The sequence below is a fragment of the Streptomyces sp. NPDC048650 genome (assembly GCF_043199095.1).
In the GTDB taxonomy this organism is placed as follows: domain Bacteria; phylum Actinomycetota; class Actinomycetes; order Streptomycetales; family Streptomycetaceae; genus Streptomyces.
In genome coordinates this window covers 35,512-54,159 of sequence record NZ_JBICVM010000015.1, presented here as the reverse complement: position 1 = coordinate 54,159, position 18,648 = coordinate 35,512, and the positions used below count along the sequence as shown (strand labels likewise).

Below are 18,648 nucleotides of genomic sequence, written 5' to 3'. Positions count from 1 at the left end.
TGACACCGGGCAGCGGCTGAGGAAGGGGTCGACCTCGTCGTGCGTACGCCCATCATGGAAGCGGTGGATCACCTGGAGGGGACGATGAATCCGTCATCGCCGCGCGGACGCCTGCGCGAGGCCCTGCTGTGTGTCGGCGCAAGGCGTGACGTACACGAGGCCGACCTCAGTGCGGCAGTCACCACCGCGCTGCGCGAACTGGCTTCGGAGGTGCTGGGCGAGCGATCGCGCGTCGAACTGGTCACCATCGGCGCTGAGGACCACCCCTGGGGGCGAACCCTCGATCTTCGGCTTGCGGACTACGACGTAGCGCTCTCGGACGTGCTCCTGCACGCGGACCGGAGCGACCTTCCGCCCCAGGTGCAGGAGGGTTGCCCGACTCTGAGCCAGGAGGAGTGGGAGGCCGTACTGCTGGTCTCCAAGCTCGTCCTCATGGGGCTTCAGCCGGAGCCCGAGCCTGTGCCCGACGATGCCGGCCACCATGTGCAGGTCACCCGGAGACCGCCCCGGTCGGTGGCGAGAGCGCGATTCTGCCAGGCGCTGGCTGCCCTTTCGGAGCGCCCCGACCTGCACCAGGACGAACTCACTGCGCAACTGCGGACCGCGCTCCTGAACTTCGCGTCGGAGACACCCGACAACAAGGACGCCGCTCAGCGCATCGCGGTGCTGCACACCGGGGAGCCCCACCAAGGGCCGCGCTTGTGCCTCAGCCGCTCGGGGTCGGCCTTCGCGACGGTGGTGCTGAGCGCTGGTGGCTGTCCTGTCCCCAGCTGCGTACTGGAGGAATTTCCGGACTTGACCCAGGACGAGTGGAACGCGGTCATCCATGTCACAGGACTGACGCTCATGGCGTTCGAGAAAGGAACCCTTCGTAATTGCGCTGCTGGAGCTGACTCTCGATCTGCTTCACGGTCTCCAGTCCGACGCTCACGATGATGAGGATGCTCGTGCCGCCGAACGGGAAATTGCTGCCGTTGAACAGCACCAGTGCCGCTGTGGGCACAAGGGCGATCAGCCCCAGGTAGAGCGCTCCCGGCCAGGTGATCCGGTTGAGCACGTAGCCCAGGTAGTCGGCCGTGGGTCGGCCGGCCCGGATGCCGGGGATGAACCCGCCGTGCTTCTTCATGTTGTCGGCAACATCTTTGGGGGTGAAGGAGATGGCGACGTAGAAGAAGGCGAAGAAAACGATCAGCAGGAAGTAGAGCGTCAGATGGATCGGTTGGTCACCCCTGGCAAGATTGGTGGCGACCCATTGGGCCCATCCTGACTTCGAGTGACCGCCGAGATCGATCAAACCGGGAATGGAGAGCAGCGATGAGGCGAAGATGACGGGAACTACACCGGCCTGGTTGACCTTCAGCGGAATGTAGGTCGAAGTGCCGCTGTAGGAACGGCGGCCGATCATTCGTTTTGCGTACTGCACCGGGATCCGCCGCTGCGCCTGCTCGACGAAGACCACGAGGCAAACCATGCAGACGCCGACCGCGATCACGAGGGCGAACTCGCCCCAGCCGCTCAGGATTTTGCCCGACTTCTTGATCCCCCACAGGTTGGTCGGGAAGCTGGCGGCGAGAGAGGTGAACATCAGGATTGACATGCCGTTGCCGATGCCGCGGTCGGTGATCAGCTCTCCGAGCCACATCACTACGGCGGTGCCGGCGGTCATGGTGATGACCATGACGGAGGTCTGGAAGATCGAGGTGTCCGGGACGATCTGGGCGCGGACCTGACAGGTGGGGAAGAGCCCACCGCTTTGGGCTTTGGCCACCAGGGCGGCGCCCTGGAGCACCGCGAGGCCCAGCGTCAGGTACCGGGTGTATTGGGTGATCTTCGCGGTACCCGCATGGCCCTCCTTCTTCAGCGCCTCCAGGCGCGGAATGACCACCGTGAGCAGTTGAAGGATGATGCTCGCCGTGATGTACGGCGTGATCCCCAGGGCGAAGATGGTGAGCTCCAGTAGCGCACCACCGCTGAACGTGTTGATCAGGCCGAAGAGGCCGCCGTTGCCGACACCCTCCTCGACGCACCGCGTCACGCTTCGATAATCCACCCCAGGGACCGGAACGTTCTGCCCCAACCGATAGAGAAGCAAGATTCCCAGCGTGAAGAGTATCTTTTTGCGAAGGCCGGGTGTTTTGAAGACCCTGACGAATACGGTAGACATTTTTCAAATCGCCCTTGGTCTCGAAAGTTGATAGGCATGTGCACTGATTCCCGACTGTCCTTGCCCGCCGAGTTGCTGCCACTCGGCGATCGGAGAACCCGTTGATGACGGCTCGCCAGGGTGCCGTCATTCGGCGCCTGAAGGCGTCGGTCACGTAAGGCACATGGGGAAGAATGTGGATCGAGCAGAGTTGTCTTCGTGGGCTGATGGCCCATGACCTCTGCCCGTCTGCATACGCCTCGATAGTCCCGTTGCAGGCAGCTGTTGTCGCTGGTCAGGAGAAGGCTGCTGAGTGCAGCCAGGGCTGACGTGACGTCATGGAGTTCGCGGCGCTGGGCATGTCTTTGGCAGTGGCATCGCATGGCGATCTCTTGGTGGCGCCTTCGCCGGCGGGACCGTCTCGGTGGCCGATTGCCTGCGAACTAGACGGCTCTGCGCGAGGGCGGTGGGGCCAACAGGCACCGTGGCAGTGTCGTTGTTGCTGATGTGGAGACCCTGAAGATCATCTTCCGTCGGACAGTTGCTGCCGTAGGTGCCCAGCACGTGGATGTCGACGGCACGTTGGTTCGGGTGAACGGCCTGACCCGCTGCGGCCCGGTGGCTTGGTCGCGGCGTGGGCAACCGAAGCGGCAGACACCCGGTATCACCGGTGTCGACGCGCGGATCTGCCGGTCGGCGGGCGGTCGGTGGTGGTCGACTCGAAGCTCCAGCAGCAGCGCGGCGCAGCGCGGCGCAGCGCTCGCACGGGCGAGGTGCTCCTCGCCCCGGTGCCGCCGCCGAAACGGAGTCGCGCAGGTAAGCGGCGAGTTTCGAAGCGTACTTACGGCCGTCCCACTTCCTCTCCTCCATCCCGGGCGCGCGCTGTCGGTGTGGCGTCAGGCTGTTCCGCCGGCGGGTCGATGCCCGCCGCTCCAAGATCCCCGCACGTTGGTCTCGACATTCCTGCCATTACCGTCCGCTCCTCAACCGCCATGGCCCGAACCGTGGCCGGTGCTACTTGGTCGTGGAGGTGTGCGTCGGGATCGGCGTTGGCGCGGTGGTGCAGGTGCGGGTGGGGATCGGGACCGGCACGGTCGTTGAGGTGTGGGACGGAATCGGGACCGGCACGGTCGTGCAGGTGCGGCTCGGGATGGGGACCGGCGCGGGCGTGGAGGTGGGTTGGTGATGAGGAACGGTGGGCCCGCCTTGAGCGGACGCGCTCGGCAGGACTTCCAACCCGACGCCGAGCCCCGCGATCGTCAGCGCCGAGCCGGTGGCCATCCAGACCGTCCGAGCACGCCGACGGGCACGGACCCCAGCTTGCAACCGCTGCCGGTGTTGGTCCTCAAAGGGGGTGTTTGCCTGGGTGTCGCGCATCATCCGCGCGAGTTCGTGTTCGAAGTCTTCCATGATGTCTCCTTTCACTTCACCGGCTCGCTGGCGTCACTGAGCAGCTGCCGCAACCGCGTCACGCCCCGTGAGGCAAGGGACCGGGCGGTGCCCACCGGACACCCCAGCGCCTCGGCGACCTGCACCTCGGACAGGTCCTGGTAATAGCGCAGCACCACCGCGGTGCGCTGCCGCACCGGCAGCAATGCCAGCGCGGCCTCCAACCGAGTCCGTTCCTCCACGACGGTGGCCACATCGCCGGTCTCGGGAAGCTCAGGCAACCGTTCCACCGGACGCTCGCCCCACCAGCGACGTCGCGCCGAGCGGGCCGCCGCACGTGCCAGCACCCGGCGCACATACGCCTCCGGCGCCTGCTCGGCCACCCTCGGCCACGCAAACCACAGCTTGACCAGCGCCTCCTGCAGCAGATCCTCGGCCCGATGCCGATCTCCACCGGTGAGCAGATGCGCCAGGTGAAGCAGTGCCGACCACCGAGCCGCCACGAACCGGTCGAACGCATCGGTCCGCAACTGCCTCATCAACGCCGTCCCCCGCCTCGATCACTCGCCTACACCCCTACAAAGGCACTGACCCACGTCCCGCTATGCAGTCCCCGGGCGTGAGCTGCCTCACACGCCCACCGCCGTTGCCGCCGGTCCGGCAGCAACGGACCAGGAACCCGGCCGATGGCCACTGGACGATCGTGCGTGTCTGCAGGGGTCTTGTGCGTGTTGCGCACGGGGATCCAGTGGGAGCGGCTGCCGCAGGAGTTGGGCTTCGGGTTGGGCTTCGGGTTGGGCTTCGGCTCGAGAGTGATGTGCCGGCGTCGGCTACGTCGTGGTGGACGGGCCGGCCGTCGCGGTAGGCCGTGAGGAGGTGGGGTGGGCTCGGAAGCCACCGGCCGGAATGATGCCGGCTAGGCCCGCAGTACCCCGACATCCGCTGGGCGGCGCAACTGTGAGCACAACATCCAGCAGGATCTTGCCCGGATCGTGCACCGCCCGCTGTTTACGCCACGGTGCCGACGCCGCCGCTATCGGCGCATCCAGGCCCGTCTTGCCGACTGCCTCCACCAGCAACACGGACCCGGCCTGCGTCACCACGCCACGACCGTCGCCTCGACACGCACACGCGGGTGCCACCCGATGCAGAACTGGCGGCAGCAGATTGGACTGCGGCGCCCCTGCGACGATCAGGCAGCGCTCGTAGCGGCGGTGCACGCGTGCGCAGACGGTCAGCCGCGCCACCGTAGCCCTACGGACCACTGGTGGCGGCCCGGCCTCTTGGCGACATCGATGCCCTTGCAGGCGGTACGCGGAAGCGGAAGCGGGTTGCGTCGCGTTCCTCTCGGCCAATCCGGCAGTCCGCACACGGTGCGCAAGACGCCCGATCAAGACCGTCGTACCCCATCGCCACCAATCGATCAGAGGCCAGGTCGGCGACCCGGCTCATTACTAGGAGACCAGGAAGTCTTCTGAGCGGACGCTGATGACTCAATACGCAAGTGAGGGCCGCCGCTTCCTTCCCGGAGGCGGCGGCCCTCACTCTCGTGCCTGATTGGCAGTCAGGTCTTCCGAAGTCTGGCCCCGGGTCACCCGACCCTGCTCTTTAGATGTCGAAGTACAGCTCGAACTCGTGCGGGTGCGGACGCAGCTGGATCGGGGCGATCTCGCTGGTGCGCTTGTAGTCGATCCAGGTCTCGATCAGGTCGGAGGTGAAGACGCCGCCCTGCTGGAGGTACTCGTTGTCGGCCTCGAGGGCGTCGAGGACGGCCGGGAGGGAGGTCGGGACCTGGGGGACGCCCGCGTGCTCCTCGGGGGCGAGCTCGTAGAGGTCCTTGTCGATCGGCTCGGCGGGCTCGATCTTGTTCTTGACGCCGTCCAGGCCCGCCAGGAGGAGCGCGGAGAAGGCCAGGTACGGGTTCGAGGACGGGTCCGGGGCGCGGAACTCGACGCGCTTGGCCTTCGGGTTGGAGCCCGTGATCGGGATCCGCATGGCCGCGGAGCGGTTGCGCTGGGAGTAGACCAGGTTGACCGGGGCCTCGAAGCCGGGGACCAGGCGGTGGTAGGAGTTCACCGTCGGGTTGGTGAAGGCGAGCAGCGACGGGGCGTGCTTGAGGATGCCGCCGATGTAGTAGCGGGCGGTGTCCGAGAGGCCCGCGTAGCCCTGCTCGTCGTAGAAGAGGGGGTTGCCGCCCTGCCACAGTGACTGGTGGACGTGCATGCCGGAGCCGTTGTCACCGAAGATCGGCTTGGGCATGAAGGTGGCGGTCTTGCCGTTGCGCCAGGCGACGTTCTTGACGATGTACTTGAACAGCATCAGGTCGTCGGCGGCGGCGAGCAGCGTGTTGAACTTGTAGTTGATCTCCGCCTGGCCGGCGGTGCCGACCTCGTGGTGCTGACGCTCGACCTGGAGGCCGGCCGCGTCCAGCTCGAGGGAGATCTCGGCGCGCAGGTCGGCGAAGTGGTCCACCGGCGGGGCCGGGAAGTAACCGCCCTTGTAGCGGACCTTGTAGCCGCGGTTGTTCTCCTCCGAACCGGTGTTCCAGGCGCCGGCCTCGGAGTCGATGTGGTAGAAGGACTGGTTCGCCGACGTCTCGAAGCGCACCGAGTCGAAGACGTAGAACTCCGCCTCGGGGCCGAAGTACGCGGTGTCCGCGATGCCGGTGGAGGCGAGGTAGGCCTCGGCCTTCTTGGCGATGTTGCGCGGGTCACGGCTGTACTGCTCGCCGGTGATCGGGTCGTGGATGAAGAAGTTGATGTTGACGGTCTTGTCGCGGCGGAACGGGTCCACGCGGGCCGTCGACAGGTCGGCGCGCAGCGCCATGTCGGACTCGTGGATGGCCTGGAAGCCGCGGATCGAGGAGCCGTCGAAGGCAAGCTCCTCGGCCGGGTCGAACGCCTTCGCCGGAATCGTGAAGTGCTGCATCACACCGGGCAGGTCACAGAACCGGACGTCGACGAATTTGACGTCCTCGTCCGCGATGAACTTCTTGGCCTCGTCGGCGTTCTGGAACATCCAACTCCTCCTAGCCCGGTCACCGGTCGGCGGACACGGGGTTGCCGGGGTTTGCTACTCGGAGCGCATCCATGTGCAGTGGCGCGCTCGCCCGACCTTAGGCAGGCGGGATTTCCCAAGCATGACCCATTTGTTTCGTCGAGGTTAACCGCCGCGCGGTCGCCTTTATCCCCCAGTGTGCGCCAAAGAGACGTATTCCGGACGGGCCCCGCCCGCCGCCCGCGACGGCCCTCCGCCCGGACCGTACCGGCCCTCCGCGAAGCGGTCGTATGTGGTCGCAGTACCGTGGACGGGTGGACAACAGGGAAGCAATCGGATCGTGGATCTCCGGGCCCCGCGCGACCGCCGAGGACATGGGCGTCGATTTCGGATACCGCGGGGAGCGGCTCGGACTGCCGGAGCAGGGGTCGGGCTCGGTCGCGCGGTTCGGGCGCCGCCTCGCCGCCCTCTTCGTCGACTGGGCACTGTGCATGCTCATCGCCTACGGGCTGCTGAGCGGTGGCCGGGCGCAGTCGGCGAGCAACTGGGCACTGGCGGTCTTCGCGGTGCTCAGCCTCCTGACGGTCGGCACGGTCGGCTTCACGCCGGGCAAGCGGCTGCTGGGGCTGCGGGTGATCGCGGAGGACGGCGGGCGGCTTTCGCTGCCGCGGGTCCTGCTGCGCACCGTGCTGCTCGTGGTCGTCATTCCGGCGGTGGTCTGGGACCGGGACGGCCGCGGCCTGCACGACCGGCTCGCCCGTGCCGTGCAGGTACGGATCTGACGCGTCCGGGCTACCTCCCGCACGGCGCTCCGCACGCCCCCGACCCCGACCCCGATCCGCTCGGGTCCTGCCCGGCCCTCGTATACAGACGCAGGTGCCGGATGGCCGGATGGCGGGCGGCGGGCGGCTCGGTGCCCGGCCCGAAGCGCCGGCCCCGGACGCCGGGACGGACATGCGAGGGAGCGGACATGCGGGGGAGCGGGTATATGGGGGAGCGGGTATATGGGGGAGCGGACATACAGAACGCCCCGGAGCCGCAGCTCCGGGGCGTTCGTCGTGATCGGTCGGGTCAGCGTCCCTTGCCGCCGCCCTTCGGCATCCGCATGCCCTTGGGCATCGGACCCTTCGGCACCGGCATGTTGCTCATCAGGTCACCGAGCGCCTTGAGCCGGTCGTTGACCGCCGTCACCTGGGCGCCGGGCAGTACCCGCGGCAGCTTGAGCAGGGTCGTACGCAGCTTCTTCAGCGGTACCTGGCCCTCGCCGTCGCCCACGATGATGTCGTGGACCGGGGCGTCGGCGACGGTGCGCGCCATCCGCTTCTTCTCCGCGGCCAGCAGGCCGCGCAGACGGTTCGGGTTGCCCTCGCCCACCAGCACGATGCCGGCCTTGCCCACGGCGCGGTGCACCACGTCCTGGCTGCGGTTCATCGCCACCGCAGGGGTGGTCGTCCAGCCGCGGCCGACGTTGTCCAGCACGGCCGCCGCGGCTCCCGGCTGGCCCTCCATCTGCCCGAAGGCAGCCCGCTCGGCGCGCCGCCCGAAGACGATCGCCATCGCGAGAAAGGCCAGGACGAAGCCCAGGATGCCCGCATAGATGGGATGGCCGATCGCGAAGCCGATGGCAAGGAGAACGCCGAATACGACGATGCCTACACCAGCGACGACAAGACCGACCTTGGAGTCGACCCGACGGGTCATCTTGTAGGTCTGGGCGATCTGCTTCAGCCGCCCGGTGTTCTCAGCGCCGGCAGCGCCGTCTGAGTTTGCCTTCCTCGCCATACAGCGAAGTTTACGTGGCCTGCGGATGCCGGGTCGCCGCGGCCTCCAGTACGTACTGGGCCTCGCGTCGGTCGTTGGCGCGGCGGCGGTCCTCGAGGACCGATGACCACGCGTTTCGGCGGGCGGTGCGCTGCCCGCCACGCATCAGGACAGCCTCGACGGCACGCAGGGCACCGGAGACGGAGGGCAGGGGACGGGCGGTGGCGCGGAGCGGCGCGGCCTGCATGGTGTGGGCTCCCTCAAAGAGGTCGGAGGCGCGATGGCTGCGGAAGCGTTGCGTACATCCATCGTCACGGAACGGTGTTACCAACGGATGACCTGCTGGTCAAACACCGATGAAACATTGACGCGGCCCGCACGCCCCCGGCCTGGGGGAGTGCGGGCCGTGTTCCTTCAGCATGTGCCACGATTCACAAGATGGCATGCCGGGCGGATCAAACCGCCTGACTGGACGCCTCGACCTCGCGCCGCTCCATCGCCTGCTGGTAAAGGCGCCCGGCGCGGTAGGAGGAGCGGACCAGCGGGCCGGACATGACACCCGCGTAGCCGATCTCCTCGGCCTCCTCCTGGAGCTCCACGAACTCGGCGGGCTTGACCCAGCGCTCGATGGGGTGGTGGCGCACGGAGGGGCGCAGGTACTGCGTGATGGTGATCAGCTCGCAGCCCGCGTCGTGCAGGTCCTGCAGCGCCTGGCTGATCTCCTCGCGCTCCTCGCCCATGCCCAGGATCAGGTTGGACTTGGTGACCAGGCCGGCCTCGCGGGCCTTGGTGATGACCTCCAGCGACCGCTCGTAGCGGAAGCCGGGGCGGATGCGCTTGAAGATCCGCGGGACGGTCTCGACGTTGTGCGCCAGGACCTCCGGGCGGGAGGAGAAGACCTCGGCCAGCTGCTCGGGGACCGCGTTGAAGTCCGGGATGAGCAGTTCGACGCCGGTGTCGGGCATCGACGCGTGGATCTGCCGCACGGTCTCGGCGTACAGCCAGGCGCCGCCGTCCTCCAGGTCGTCGCGTGCGACGCCGGTGATCGTGGCGTACTTCAGGCTCATCTTCTCGACCGACTCGGCCACCCGGCGGGGTTCGTCGCGGTCCAGCTCCTGCGGCTTGCCGGTGTCGATCTGGCAGAAGTCGCAGCGGCGGGTGCACTGGTCGCCACCGATGAGGAACGTCGCCTCGCGGTCCTCCCAGCACTCAAAGATGTTGGGACAGCCCGCCTCCTGGCAGACCGTGTGCAGGCCCTCACTTTTGACCAGGCTCTGCAGGTGGTTGTACTCGGGACCCATTTTCGCCCGGGTCTTGATCCACTCGGGCTTGCGCTCGATGGGGGTCTGGCTGTTCCGGACCTCCAGGCGCAGCATCTTGCGTCCGTCGGGTGCGACTGCGGACACGTCCGGCTCCCTACGACTTCGATTCTTCGGCGTCCACCAGGGTACGCCCGATAATTCGCACGCTTTTACGTCACGTGCGTCACGTCTTCGACGTGCACGGCAACCCCCGCGACGGGGGCCGCATTCCCGGCAGCTTTCTCGGCGGCTCTACCGGCGGCCGGCCGGTCAGATCGCGCGGGGCAGGAGCTCGGCGTCCTCCAGGACGGCGCGCAGATGCTTCTCGACGACGGGCAGCACCTCGGCGATGGTGATCTCGCGGCCCAGCTCGCCCGCGAGCGAGGCGACGCCGGCGTCGCGGATGCCGCACGGCACGATCTTGTCGAACGAGGTGTTGTCCGGATTCACGTTGAACGAGAACCCGTGCATCGTGACGCCCTTGGCGACGCGGATCCCGATCGCGGCGAGTTTGCGGTCCTCGCGGCGCTGGCCGGCGTTGGAGGGGGCGTACTCGGGGCCGTTCAGTCGCGGGTCGAACATCTCGTCCGCCGCCCGCGGGTCGAAGTCGAGGTTCAGGCCGCCCAGGGCCGCCCGCTGCTCGACCGGGTCGCCCAGCACCCACACCCCGCTGCGGCCCTCGATCCTGGTGCCCGCCACGCCGAATGCGTCACAGACCCGGATCAGGGCCTCCTCCAGGCGCCGGACATGGGCGACGACGTCGACCGGGCGCGGCAGCTTCTGGATGGGATAGCCGACCAGCTGGCCGGGGCCGTGCCAGGTGATCTTGCCGCCGCGGTCGACGTCGATGACGGGGGTGCCGTCCAGGGGGCGCTCGTCATCGGACGTGCGCCGTCCGGCGGTGTATACGGGCGGGTGCTCCAGGAGCAGGCAGGTGTCCGGCACCTCGTCGGCGAACCGGGCGGCGTGCACCCGGCGCTGCTCCTGCCACGCGGATTCGTAGTCCACGGCGTCCGCACCGAAGCCCAGATGCACAAAGCGCAGCCCCTCGGGTTCGGGGGTCGCCCCCCGAGAGATCGCAGTCACGGCAGCTCCTCAACTTCTGTCTCCCGTTGCACTTGTGTGCGGCACCGGGAGAGCCACTTCGCGCCCATGCCACTGTACGACCGCCCGTCGCGCCCGTTGCAGGCGGCCGGTTCCGGGCGGTGCTGCCCACCCCCGGGACCGGAGCGTGCCTGCTCACACGATCGGATGAACGCGGGGCGCAGGCCGTCAGAACGGCGCCGAAGGCCGTTACATTCACGCCGTCCCACAAGGGCAAAGGAGCGTGCCGGTCAGGGTGAGCCGAGCCCGGCGGCAAGGCCCGGAAGGCAGGAGACCGGTAAAGCCGATGACGGAACGACCCCCGCAACACATCCCCAACCGCCAGCTCGCCGCGCTCATCGCCGAGGCGGGGTTCTCCAACGCAGGACTGGCCAGAAGGGTCGATCAGCTCGGCATCGAGCACGGCCTCGACCTGCGCTACGACAAGACCTCGGTGACGCGCTGGCTCCGCGGCCAGCAGCCCCGGGGCACCACCCCCGCGCTGATCGCGGAGGTGTTCACCCGCCGGCTGGGGCGCCGGCTCTCGGCGCAGGATCTCGGCCTCGACGCCTGTGCGCCGGTGTACGCCGGGCTCGAATTCGCCGCGAGTCCCACCGAGGCGGTGGACATCGTCAGCGGCCTGTGGCGCAAGGACTCCGGCAGCCACGCCGAGCTCCGCAAGATCGCCTTCACCCCGGCCGGGCTCGTGGTACCCAGCCGGGATTGGCTGATCGGCCGCCCCGACGAGCGGGTGGCCCGCGGCGAGGCGGGCCCCGACGGAGCGGGCCGCATCCCGGTCCAGGGCAGCCGCCTCGGGGTGCCGCGGCAGCGGCGCACCGACCGCATCGACCGGACCCCCGGCGGCCGGGTCACCTCCGGCGACATCGCGGCGCTGCGCTCGGTCGGCGAGCTCTTCCGGGCGCTGGACCACGCCTACGGCGGCGGCCACGCCCGACAGGCCCTGGTGCGCTATCTGGAACACGAGGCCGAGCCGATGCTGCGCGGCACCTACGGCGAGGGCACCGGCCGCCGGCTGTTCGCGGCCGCCGCCGACCTGACCCGGCTGGCCGGCTGGACCTCGTACGACATCGCCGCGCACGGTCTGGCGCAGCGCTACTTCGTGCAGGCGCTGCGGCTGGCCCAGGCGGCCGGCGACCGGGCGTACGGGGCCTACGTCCTGGTGACCATGAGCCGGCAGGCCGTGTACCTGGGGCACGGGCGGGAGGCGGTCCAGCTGGCGCGCGTCGCCCAGCAGGGGGTCGGCAGCAGTGCGCCGCCGGTGGTGGCGGCGCTGCTGCACGCCGCCGAGGCACGCGGGCACGGCCTGATGAGCGAGGCCCGGGCGTGCACGGCCGCGCTGGTCCGGGCGGAGCGGGCGCTGGAGGCCGCCCGGCCCGGTGACGAGACGCCGTACTGGGCGCGGTTCTTCGACGAGGCCCAGCTGGCCGACGAGCTGGCGCACTGCCACCGCGATCTCCAGCAGTACCGCACGGCCTCCCAGCACGCCGAGCGCTCGCTCCAGCTGCGCTCGGCCTCCTTCGCCCGCAGCCGGCTGTTCTGCCGGGTGGTCCTGGCGACCGCCCGGCTGGGCCTGGGCGAGCTGGAGCAGGCCTGCACGCTGGGCGCCGAGGCGGCGCTGCAGGCCTCCGAGATGCGGTCGGCACGCGCCCACGAGTACGTCCGGGACTTCGAACGCCGGCTGGAGCCGTACCGCGACGCCGCGGCGGTGCGCGGGTACCGCGACCGGGTGGCCGCCCTGGGGTGAGGCCGGCGGCCGCGTTCAGGCCGCCGGGCGCAGGGCGCGCGGCTCGGCGAGGGCCGGCAGGCCGAAGTCCCGCAGCAGGGCACGGGCGGCCCGGCGGCCCGAGTGCAGCGCGCCCTGGAGGGTGCCGGTGTCCCGGTGGTCGCCGCACACGTACAGCCCCGACAGCATCCGCACCGACCGCAGCGGATCGTGCGGCGCGGACATCGCGGGTACCGCGTACGGGTCGTGGTGGGCGCTCAGCAGCCGCCAGCCGTCGGCCACCGTCCCGTAGAGCCTCTCCAGCTGGGGCCGGACGGTCTTGTCCAGGACGGACGGCGGCAGTGACGCGGCGCTGCCCAGCACGGTCGTGGTGATCAGGGAGTGGCCCGGCGGTGTACGGGACGGGTCGACGGCTCCGGCGGCGTAGGTGTGCGCCACCGGGCCGTCGGTCGCCAGGATCAGCGCGGTGTCCCGAGACGGTGCCATGCCGTTGCGTGGGCCCGGGGCGGTCCCGGTCGTGTGGTGCAGCACGGTCATCGGGTGGAAGGCGGGTACCCGCAGCCCCGGCAGCAGTTCGGCCGCGTCGTGCGCACCGGTCGCCACCAGGACGGCACGGCAGGGGATGGGGCCGTGCTCGGCGGTGCACACGCCGTTGGCGGAGACGGCGGTGGCGCGTACGGACGTACGGACCGTGCCGGGGGGCAGCGCGGCGGCGAGGAGTTCGGGGACGGCCGAGGCGCCGCCGGCCGGCAGGCAGAGGCGGCCCTCGGCGAAGTCGCGCAGCACCCGGGCGGCGCCGCGGCTGGAGCCGCTCAGCCCGGGGTCGCCCAGCAGCGCGGTGAGCAGCGGCCGCAGGAACGCGTCCTGGGGGCGCGACGGGAAGCCGGGGCGGCCTGTCAGGGCCTCAACCACCGTGCGGTCGACGGGGGTCGAGGTGATGGTGCGGTCCCCGTTGCGGTCCGTGCGGCGTTCCGTACGGCGGTCGGCGCGTGAGAGGGCGCGCGCCGCACTCAATGCGCCCCTCGTGCTCCGGGGCGAGCTGATGCGCTGCGCCCGCCGGCCGTTGTGAAGACACAGGCCGGGTGCGAACGGCCGCAACGCCAGCGCCCCCAGCCCGGGCGTGCGACGCAGCTCGGCGATGGAGACCGCCAGCGGGCGGCCGGTCCGGTCCAGCCGGAAGCCGTCGACGTCGTCGGTCGTGGCCCGGCCGCCGATCCGTGGCGCGGCCTCCAGCACGCTGACCGACACCCCGGCGCCGGTCAGATGGCGGGCCGCGGCGAGACCGGCCGGGCCGGCTCCCACGATGACGACGTCCACGGTCGATGCGGTGCGCAGCACGTGCCCCTCCCGAGGTCGGCTCCCGCGGCACACCGTGGTCGGGCACGGTGGCGCCGCAAAGGATGCCCAGTGGTCTGTACCAGGACGGTAGGGAGGGCGGCGGGGGACACGACAGGGGCACTCGGGGGCGCGCCGTAGCGTTGCCGCCGCGCCGCCGGGGGCGCGGCGGCGGCCCGGGGTCAGGCGGCGCGTACCGCGTCCATGACGTGGGGGTGGCTGAAGCTGAAGCCGGAGTCCAGCAGGCGCCGGGGGATGACGCGCTGGCTGGCGAGCACATCGCCGGCGAACTCCCCGAGGGCGGCCCGCAACACGGGCGCGGGGACCGTGGCGAGCGTGGGGCGGTTCAGGTACTTGCCCATCACCGCCGTCGCCTCCCGGTTGGTGACCGGCTCCGGGGCGGTGAGGTTGACCGGGCCGCTGAGGCCGTCGGTGTCGATGAGGTGGCGCAGCGCCGCGATGTGGTCCGCCAGAGAGATGAAGCTCCAGTACTGGCTGCCGTCGCCGAGCCGGCCGCCCAGCCCCATACGGAAGATCGGGAACAGCTTCCCCCAGGCGCCGCCCGAGCGCGCCACGACCAGTCCGGTGCGCGCGAAGGCCGTGCGGATGCCCGCCTCCTGGGCGGGCCCGGCGGCGTGCTCCCAGGCGACGCAGACGTCCGGGAGGAAGCCGGTGCCGGCCGCCCCGGTCTCGTCCGTGCGCCGGTCACCGGTGTCGCCGTAGTAGCCGATCGCGCTGCCGCACACGAAGACCCGCGGCGGGGCGTCCATCGAGGCGAGGGCGGTGGCGACGGCCTTGGTGCCCTTCACCCGGCTGTCGCGGATCTCGCGCTTGTACGCCGCCGTCCAGCGGTGGTCGCCGACGCCCGCGCCCGCGAGGTGGACCATCGCCGCACAGCCCCGCAGACCGGCCGTGTCGACCTCCTGGCGCGCGGGGTCCCAGCGCACTTCGTCGGCGGCCGCGGGCGGGCGACGGACGAGCCGGACGACGTCGTGGCCGTCCGCCCGGAGCGAGCGAACGAGTTCCGTGCCGATGAGACCGGTCGAGCCGGTGATCGCGATCCGCATGGGCCCATACTGCCCGCCCCGGCGGCCGGCGGGCCGTACGCGGGGGCGGTGTGCCCCCGTTGCGGACGGCCCTCAGGGACGGAAGCGGTCCCAGAGCCGGGGGAAGCGCTCCGCCAGGACCTCGTCGTCGTCGAAGTCGAGGTAGGTGCCGAGCGGTTCGCGGGGCGCCGGGGGCAGGCCGAGGTCGGGCATCACGGCGCCGGTCAGCCGCTCGTACGCCTCGTCGGCCGCGTAGCCCAATTCCTCCGCGTCGCCGTCGACCTCCTCGTCGAACTCGTCCAGCAGATCGGCGAGGTGGTCCGGATCGTGCAGCGCGCCCTCGAAGACCTCCCGGCCCTGGCCGATCAGCCAGCAGCGGAAGTAGTCGAAGACGTCGTCGGCGGCGCCGTCCAGCAGGACCGCGGCCGCGGCCCACAGCTCCCAGGCGTATGCCCGGTTGTAACGGGACTCGAAGTGGCGGGCGAAGTCCGTGACCGCGTCCGGGTCCAGCCCGACCAGCCGCTCGACCAGGACGTCGGCCTGCTCCTCGGGATCGCCCCCGGCGACCTCGCGGGAGGTGTCGATGAGCTGCCAGAACTCCATCTCGTCCATCACCGCTCCAGCATCGGCCCTGCCGCCGCGCCCCGCACGCGGAATCCCCCCGCTGCGCGGCCGCTGTCCGGGCCGTTGACGGGGCGTGGGGGCGGTGCCGCGTCCGCGAGCCGGTGGCCGCGGCTCGCCCGTGTGCCGTCGTGTGACCGCCCCAAGAATCACTCGTTGGAAGGCGTGCAACGACCATCCGCGGCGTCTCCTCCCCTATGCGAAGGGCTGTTCCAGGCCATGCCCATGGACGCAAGAACTCCGGCCGACGTCGAGCGGGCGGAGGCGGCCATCGTCGAGCACTATCCGCGGCTGGTCCGCCTCGGCTACCTCGTCCTGCCGCCGTCGATGGGCCGTCACCGCCGGGTCCTGGCCGCCCACGGCCTGGTCCAGCGGGCACTGCCCCGGTCCGGCCGGCGCCGGCCGGACCGGCGCGCGCTGCCCTCCCCGCGTGCCCCGGAGGCCGGATCCGGCTACGACCTGGTGCGGCTGCGCACCCTGCGGCTGGCCCTGGCGTACGAGGACCGGCCCGCCCGGCCGCTGCCCGCCGTGCCCATCGTCTGGGGCCTGCGGCTCTTCCCCCGGGCCGGCGGCGCCGATGAACTCGCCCTGGACCGGGCGCTGTCCGCCGTTCCCGCCCCCGTCCGGGCCGCCGTCGGACTGTGGCACCTGGAAGGGCTCGACAAGGACGCGGCCCGCGCCGTCCTGACGGCGGCCGGCGTCGCGGACCCGGACGCGGCACAGCGGGCGGCCGGACAGCTGGACAGCGCGGCCGGGGCGGGCGCCCCGGCGCTGCTGGGCTCGGGGGAGTTCGACCCGTGCACGGTCCAGACCCGGCCGACGGACCTGCTGCGCCGCCGCCAGCGGGTGCGGACGGCGGTCGCTCTGGCGGTCGCCCTGGTGGCCGCAGCGGGCGTGGCGGGTGTGGCCGGCGGCGACGCGGCCGGCCCGCGGCACGAGACCGTTGCGCAGCAGGCCCTGGACCCGGACCGGCTGCTGCGCACCCCCAACGAGCAGTGGGCCGACACCTCCCGGGTGGACTTCACCGCCTGGCCGCCCCGCGGCCACCAGGCCGGCGACGGGGATCTGCTGGGGCGGGCGCTGCGGGTCTGGGCGGACCCGCCCGCCGGCACCCGGATCACCGCCGCCGCCCAGACCTCCACCAGGCCGCCGGACCAGCCGCCGCGGCTCCTGTACGCGGGCCTGATCGACAACGTCATGGTCGTGGTCTTCCACGACGGCGACCGGCTGGTCCGCTACGCCGAACCGGCCGACGCCACGCCCACGCTGCACTTCGCACGGGTCGACGGCGCGGACCTGACGACCGGCGCCGCGCTGGTGATCGGCCGCGGCAACGGTTGGATGCGCTATCTGCTCGCCCCGTGGATCTCCCAGATCGCCACCCGGGACCTGCTCGTGCCCGACGCCCCGGAGCGGGGGCTGCACGTCGCCCCGGACGGTGTCACCGGCCGGATTCCCACCCCGCCCGCGGCGGCCGGCGGCTGCGGCGGCTGGCCGGTGGCGCAGCTGCGCTCCTCGGCACGGATCGTCGAGGACCACGCCTTCCTGGTGACGGACCTCGGTGATCTCGCCCCCGCCCACCTGACGTATCTGCCGCCGCAGCCCTCCGGCGCCGGTCCGCGCGAGGCGACCGGTTCCCCCGGGCTGCTCGGCTGGGCCCGCACCGCCTGCTCGCTGCGGTCGCTGCGCGGCGCGGGCGTACGGTCCGTCAACAACTGGGCGTATGCCGGGCAGCGCCTCCCGGAGGGCGGTGGCAGCGCCACCTGGGTCTGCACCCGGGCCGACACCTGGCGCGGCCCCGGGCGGATCACCGTGCAGTTCCAGCCACCCGCGGCCCGCCCGGCCGACCCCGGGCAGATCGCCGGACGGGCCGCCGACACCGGCGCCTGCGGCCGCTTCGGGCGCCAGGTGGTCGGCGCCGCCCACTGGCAGGCGAAGTCCGGGAAGTGGTATCTGCTCGCCGCGGGGAGCAGGGGGGTCGGCGGGATCGACGTCACGGGCGGTGTGCGGGCCGTCGGCAAGGGGGCCACGCTCGCCGTGCCGGCTCCGCGGGGCGCGTCGGCCGAGGTGTCGGGGCGGTGGGCGGACGGCAGGAGTGTGCGGGCGGTGCGTCCGTAGGACCGGAAGTCCGTGAGCGCGCCGGAAAACCCGACAGAAGGTGTCGGGTTTCGGTGTCAGGGTCGCGACGAAGGCAGCAACCGGCCGACGACGAGGAGCGTGGCGCAGTGACGGGACATGACGACCGGACCGTGACGGGGGATCTGACCGGAAAGGTGGCGCTGGTCGCCGGGGCGACCCGGGGCGCGGGGCGGGCGATGGCCGTGGAGCTGGGCCGGGCGGGCGCGCTGGTGTACGTGACGGGGCGCACGACCAGGGAGCGGGTCAGCGAGGTGGGGCGTCCCTCGGAGACCATCGAGGAGACCGCGGAACTGGTGACCGCGGCAGGAGCGGCGGCCCGTAGGACCTCGACCGAGAGCGGTGGGCGACGGGTGGCCGGCACCGGGATCGCCGTACCCACCGACCATCTCGATCCGTCGCAGGTCAAGGCGCTGACCGAACGCATCGACCGCGAGCAGGGGCGGCTGGACGTCCTGGTCAACAGCGTCTGGGGCGGCGACCACCTCCTGGAGTTCGACACCAAGCTCTGGGACCTCGACCTGGCGAACGGGCTGCGGATGTTCCGCCTCGGCATCGACAGCCATGTCATCACCGGCCATTTCGCGCTGCCGCTGCTGATCCGTCGGCCCGGCGGACTGGTGGTCGAGATGACCGACGGCACCGACGCCTTCAACCGCGTCTACCGCGGCAGCCTCTGCTTCGACCTCACCAAGAGCGCCCCGCACCGCATCGCCTTCGGCCTCGCCGCCGAGCTCGAGGAGTACGGCGGCACGGCCGTCTCGCTCACCCCCGGGTTCCTGCGGTCCGAGGAGATGCTCGACCACTTCGGGGTGACGGAGGAGACCTGGCGCGACGCGGTGGCCAAGGAGCCGCACTTCGCCGTCGCCGAATCGCCGGCACTCGTCGCCCGCGCCGTACGGGCGCTGGCCGCCGACCCCGACAAGGAGCGCTGGAGCGGGCAGTCGCTCTCCAGCGGCCGGCTGGCGAAGGAGTACGACTTCACGGACACCGACGGCTCCCGGCCGGACGCCTTCGGCTACTTCGAGGACGTGGTCTTCGGTGGGAAGGACGCGACGGCCGCGGACTACCGGTAGGGCGGAGCCCGTCGTG

General features: G+C 71.1%; 16 protein-coding genes and 2 pseudogenes. 6 read left to right on the top strand and 12 right to left on the bottom strand.

Going from position 1 to position 18,648, the window contains the following annotated elements; translation table 11 throughout:
* Positions 1–39 precede the first annotated feature (39 nt).
* A complete protein-coding gene (locus ACGFML_RS31565) occupies positions 40–936 on the top strand; it encodes a hypothetical protein (protein ID WP_393549052.1) in 897 nt (298 codons plus the stop codon).
* Here the strand turns inward: ACGFML_RS31565 and secY are convergent.
* The 3 genes from secY to ACGFML_RS31550 all read right to left on the bottom strand — a co-directional run bounded on the left by secY (position 845) and on the right by ACGFML_RS31550 (position 4,071).
* Complete coding sequence (gene secY, locus ACGFML_RS31560) at positions 845–2,164, bottom strand: preprotein translocase subunit SecY (RefSeq protein WP_393549051.1); 1,320 nt, start codon at positions 2,162–2,164, stop codon at positions 845–847. The two genes, ACGFML_RS31565 and secY, sit on opposite strands and share 92 nt — an antisense overlap.
* A gap of 993 nt (positions 2,165–3,157) precedes the next feature.
* Positions 3,158–3,553: a cellulase gene (locus tag ACGFML_RS31555; protein WP_393549050.1), complete on the bottom strand. Its 396-nt coding sequence runs from the start codon at positions 3,551–3,553 to the stop codon at positions 3,158–3,160.
* Between the two features lie 11 nt (positions 3,554–3,564).
* Positions 3,565–4,071 (bottom strand): SigE family RNA polymerase sigma factor, encoded by a 507-nt coding sequence (locus ACGFML_RS31550; protein WP_393549049.1) that lies wholly within the window; start codon positions 4,069–4,071, stop codon positions 3,565–3,567.
* A 65-nt stretch (positions 4,072–4,136) separates the two neighbouring features.
* Here ACGFML_RS31550 and ACGFML_RS31545 point away from each other — a divergent pair.
* Positions 4,137–4,320: pseudogene (locus ACGFML_RS31545) on the top strand (hypothetical protein); the annotation flags it as partial.
* 131 nt (positions 4,321–4,451) lie between these two features.
* Here ACGFML_RS31545 and ACGFML_RS31540 read toward each other — a convergent pair.
* A pseudogene (locus ACGFML_RS31540) lies at positions 4,452–4,679 on the bottom strand (IS1380 family transposase); the annotation flags it as partial.
* Positions 4,680–5,140: 461 nt separating this feature from the next.
* Positions 5,141–6,550, bottom strand: coding sequence for a type I glutamate--ammonia ligase (gene glnA / locus ACGFML_RS31535; RefSeq protein ID WP_393549048.1), 1,410 nt, complete (start codon positions 6,548–6,550; stop codon positions 5,141–5,143).
* Positions 6,551–6,843: 293 nt separating this feature from the next.
* Between glnA and ACGFML_RS31530 the strand changes: the two genes are divergently transcribed.
* Complete coding sequence (locus tag ACGFML_RS31530; RefSeq protein ID WP_393549047.1) at positions 6,844–7,311, top strand: RDD family protein; 468 nt, start codon at positions 6,844–6,846, stop codon at positions 7,309–7,311.
* A 289-nt stretch (positions 7,312–7,600) separates the two neighbouring features.
* Here the strand turns inward: ACGFML_RS31530 and ACGFML_RS31525 are convergent, their stop codons facing one another.
* The 4 genes from ACGFML_RS31525 to lipB all read right to left on the bottom strand — a co-directional run bounded on the left by ACGFML_RS31525 (position 7,601) and on the right by lipB (position 10,677).
* A complete protein-coding gene (locus ACGFML_RS31525; RefSeq protein ID WP_393549046.1) occupies positions 7,601–8,311 on the bottom strand; it encodes a DUF4191 domain-containing protein in 711 nt (236 codons plus the stop codon).
* Positions 8,312–8,321: 10 nt separating this feature from the next.
* The gene (locus tag ACGFML_RS31520; protein ID WP_393549045.1) at positions 8,322–8,537 is read right to left on the bottom strand and encodes a hypothetical protein; all 216 of its coding nucleotides are present in this window, start codon (positions 8,535–8,537) and stop codon (positions 8,322–8,324) included.
* Between the two features lie 208 nt (positions 8,538–8,745).
* Positions 8,746–9,696 carry a lipoyl synthase gene (gene lipA / locus ACGFML_RS31515; protein WP_393549044.1) on the bottom strand — a complete coding sequence of 317 codons (951 nt, stop codon included), beginning with the start codon at positions 9,694–9,696 and terminating at the stop codon, positions 8,746–8,748.
* 165 nt (positions 9,697–9,861) lie between these two features.
* Positions 9,862–10,677: a lipoyl(octanoyl) transferase LipB gene (gene lipB / locus ACGFML_RS31510; RefSeq protein WP_393549043.1), complete on the bottom strand. Its 816-nt coding sequence runs from the start codon at positions 10,675–10,677 to the stop codon at positions 9,862–9,864.
* A 304-nt stretch (positions 10,678–10,981) separates the two neighbouring features.
* Here lipB and ACGFML_RS31505 point away from each other — a divergent pair, with 304 nt between their 5' ends.
* Complete coding sequence (locus ACGFML_RS31505; protein ID WP_393549042.1) at positions 10,982–12,439, top strand: regulator; 1,458 nt, start codon at positions 10,982–10,984, stop codon at positions 12,437–12,439.
* Between the two features lie 15 nt (positions 12,440–12,454).
* On the opposite strand, the gene ACGFML_RS31500 is transcribed toward ACGFML_RS31505, so the two are convergent.
* From ACGFML_RS31500 to ACGFML_RS31490, 3 genes are all read right to left on the bottom strand, one after another.
* Positions 12,455–13,756 (bottom strand): FAD-dependent oxidoreductase, encoded by a 1,302-nt coding sequence (locus ACGFML_RS31500; RefSeq protein ID WP_393549041.1) that lies wholly within the window; start codon positions 13,754–13,756, stop codon positions 12,455–12,457.
* Positions 13,757–13,935: 179 nt separating this feature from the next.
* Positions 13,936–14,820: a TIGR01777 family oxidoreductase gene (locus ACGFML_RS31495; RefSeq protein ID WP_393549040.1), complete on the bottom strand. Its 885-nt coding sequence runs from the start codon at positions 14,818–14,820 to the stop codon at positions 13,936–13,938.
* A 72-nt stretch (positions 14,821–14,892) separates the two neighbouring features.
* On the bottom strand, positions 14,893–15,411 hold the full coding sequence (locus ACGFML_RS31490) for a DUF4240 domain-containing protein (protein WP_393549039.1): 519 nt from the start codon (positions 15,409–15,411) through the stop codon (positions 14,893–14,895).
* Between the two features lie 234 nt (positions 15,412–15,645).
* Here ACGFML_RS31490 and ACGFML_RS31485 point away from each other — a divergent pair, with 234 nt between their 5' ends.
* Both ACGFML_RS31485 and ACGFML_RS31480 read left to right on the top strand, forming a co-directional pair.
* A complete protein-coding gene (locus ACGFML_RS31485) occupies positions 15,646–17,538 on the top strand; it encodes a hypothetical protein (RefSeq protein ID WP_393549038.1) in 1,893 nt (630 codons plus the stop codon).
* Between the two features lie 107 nt (positions 17,539–17,645).
* Positions 17,646–18,632, top strand: coding sequence for an SDR family oxidoreductase (locus ACGFML_RS31480; protein ID WP_393549037.1), 987 nt, complete (start codon positions 17,646–17,648; stop codon positions 18,630–18,632).
* Positions 18,633–18,648: the final 16 nt, after the last annotated feature.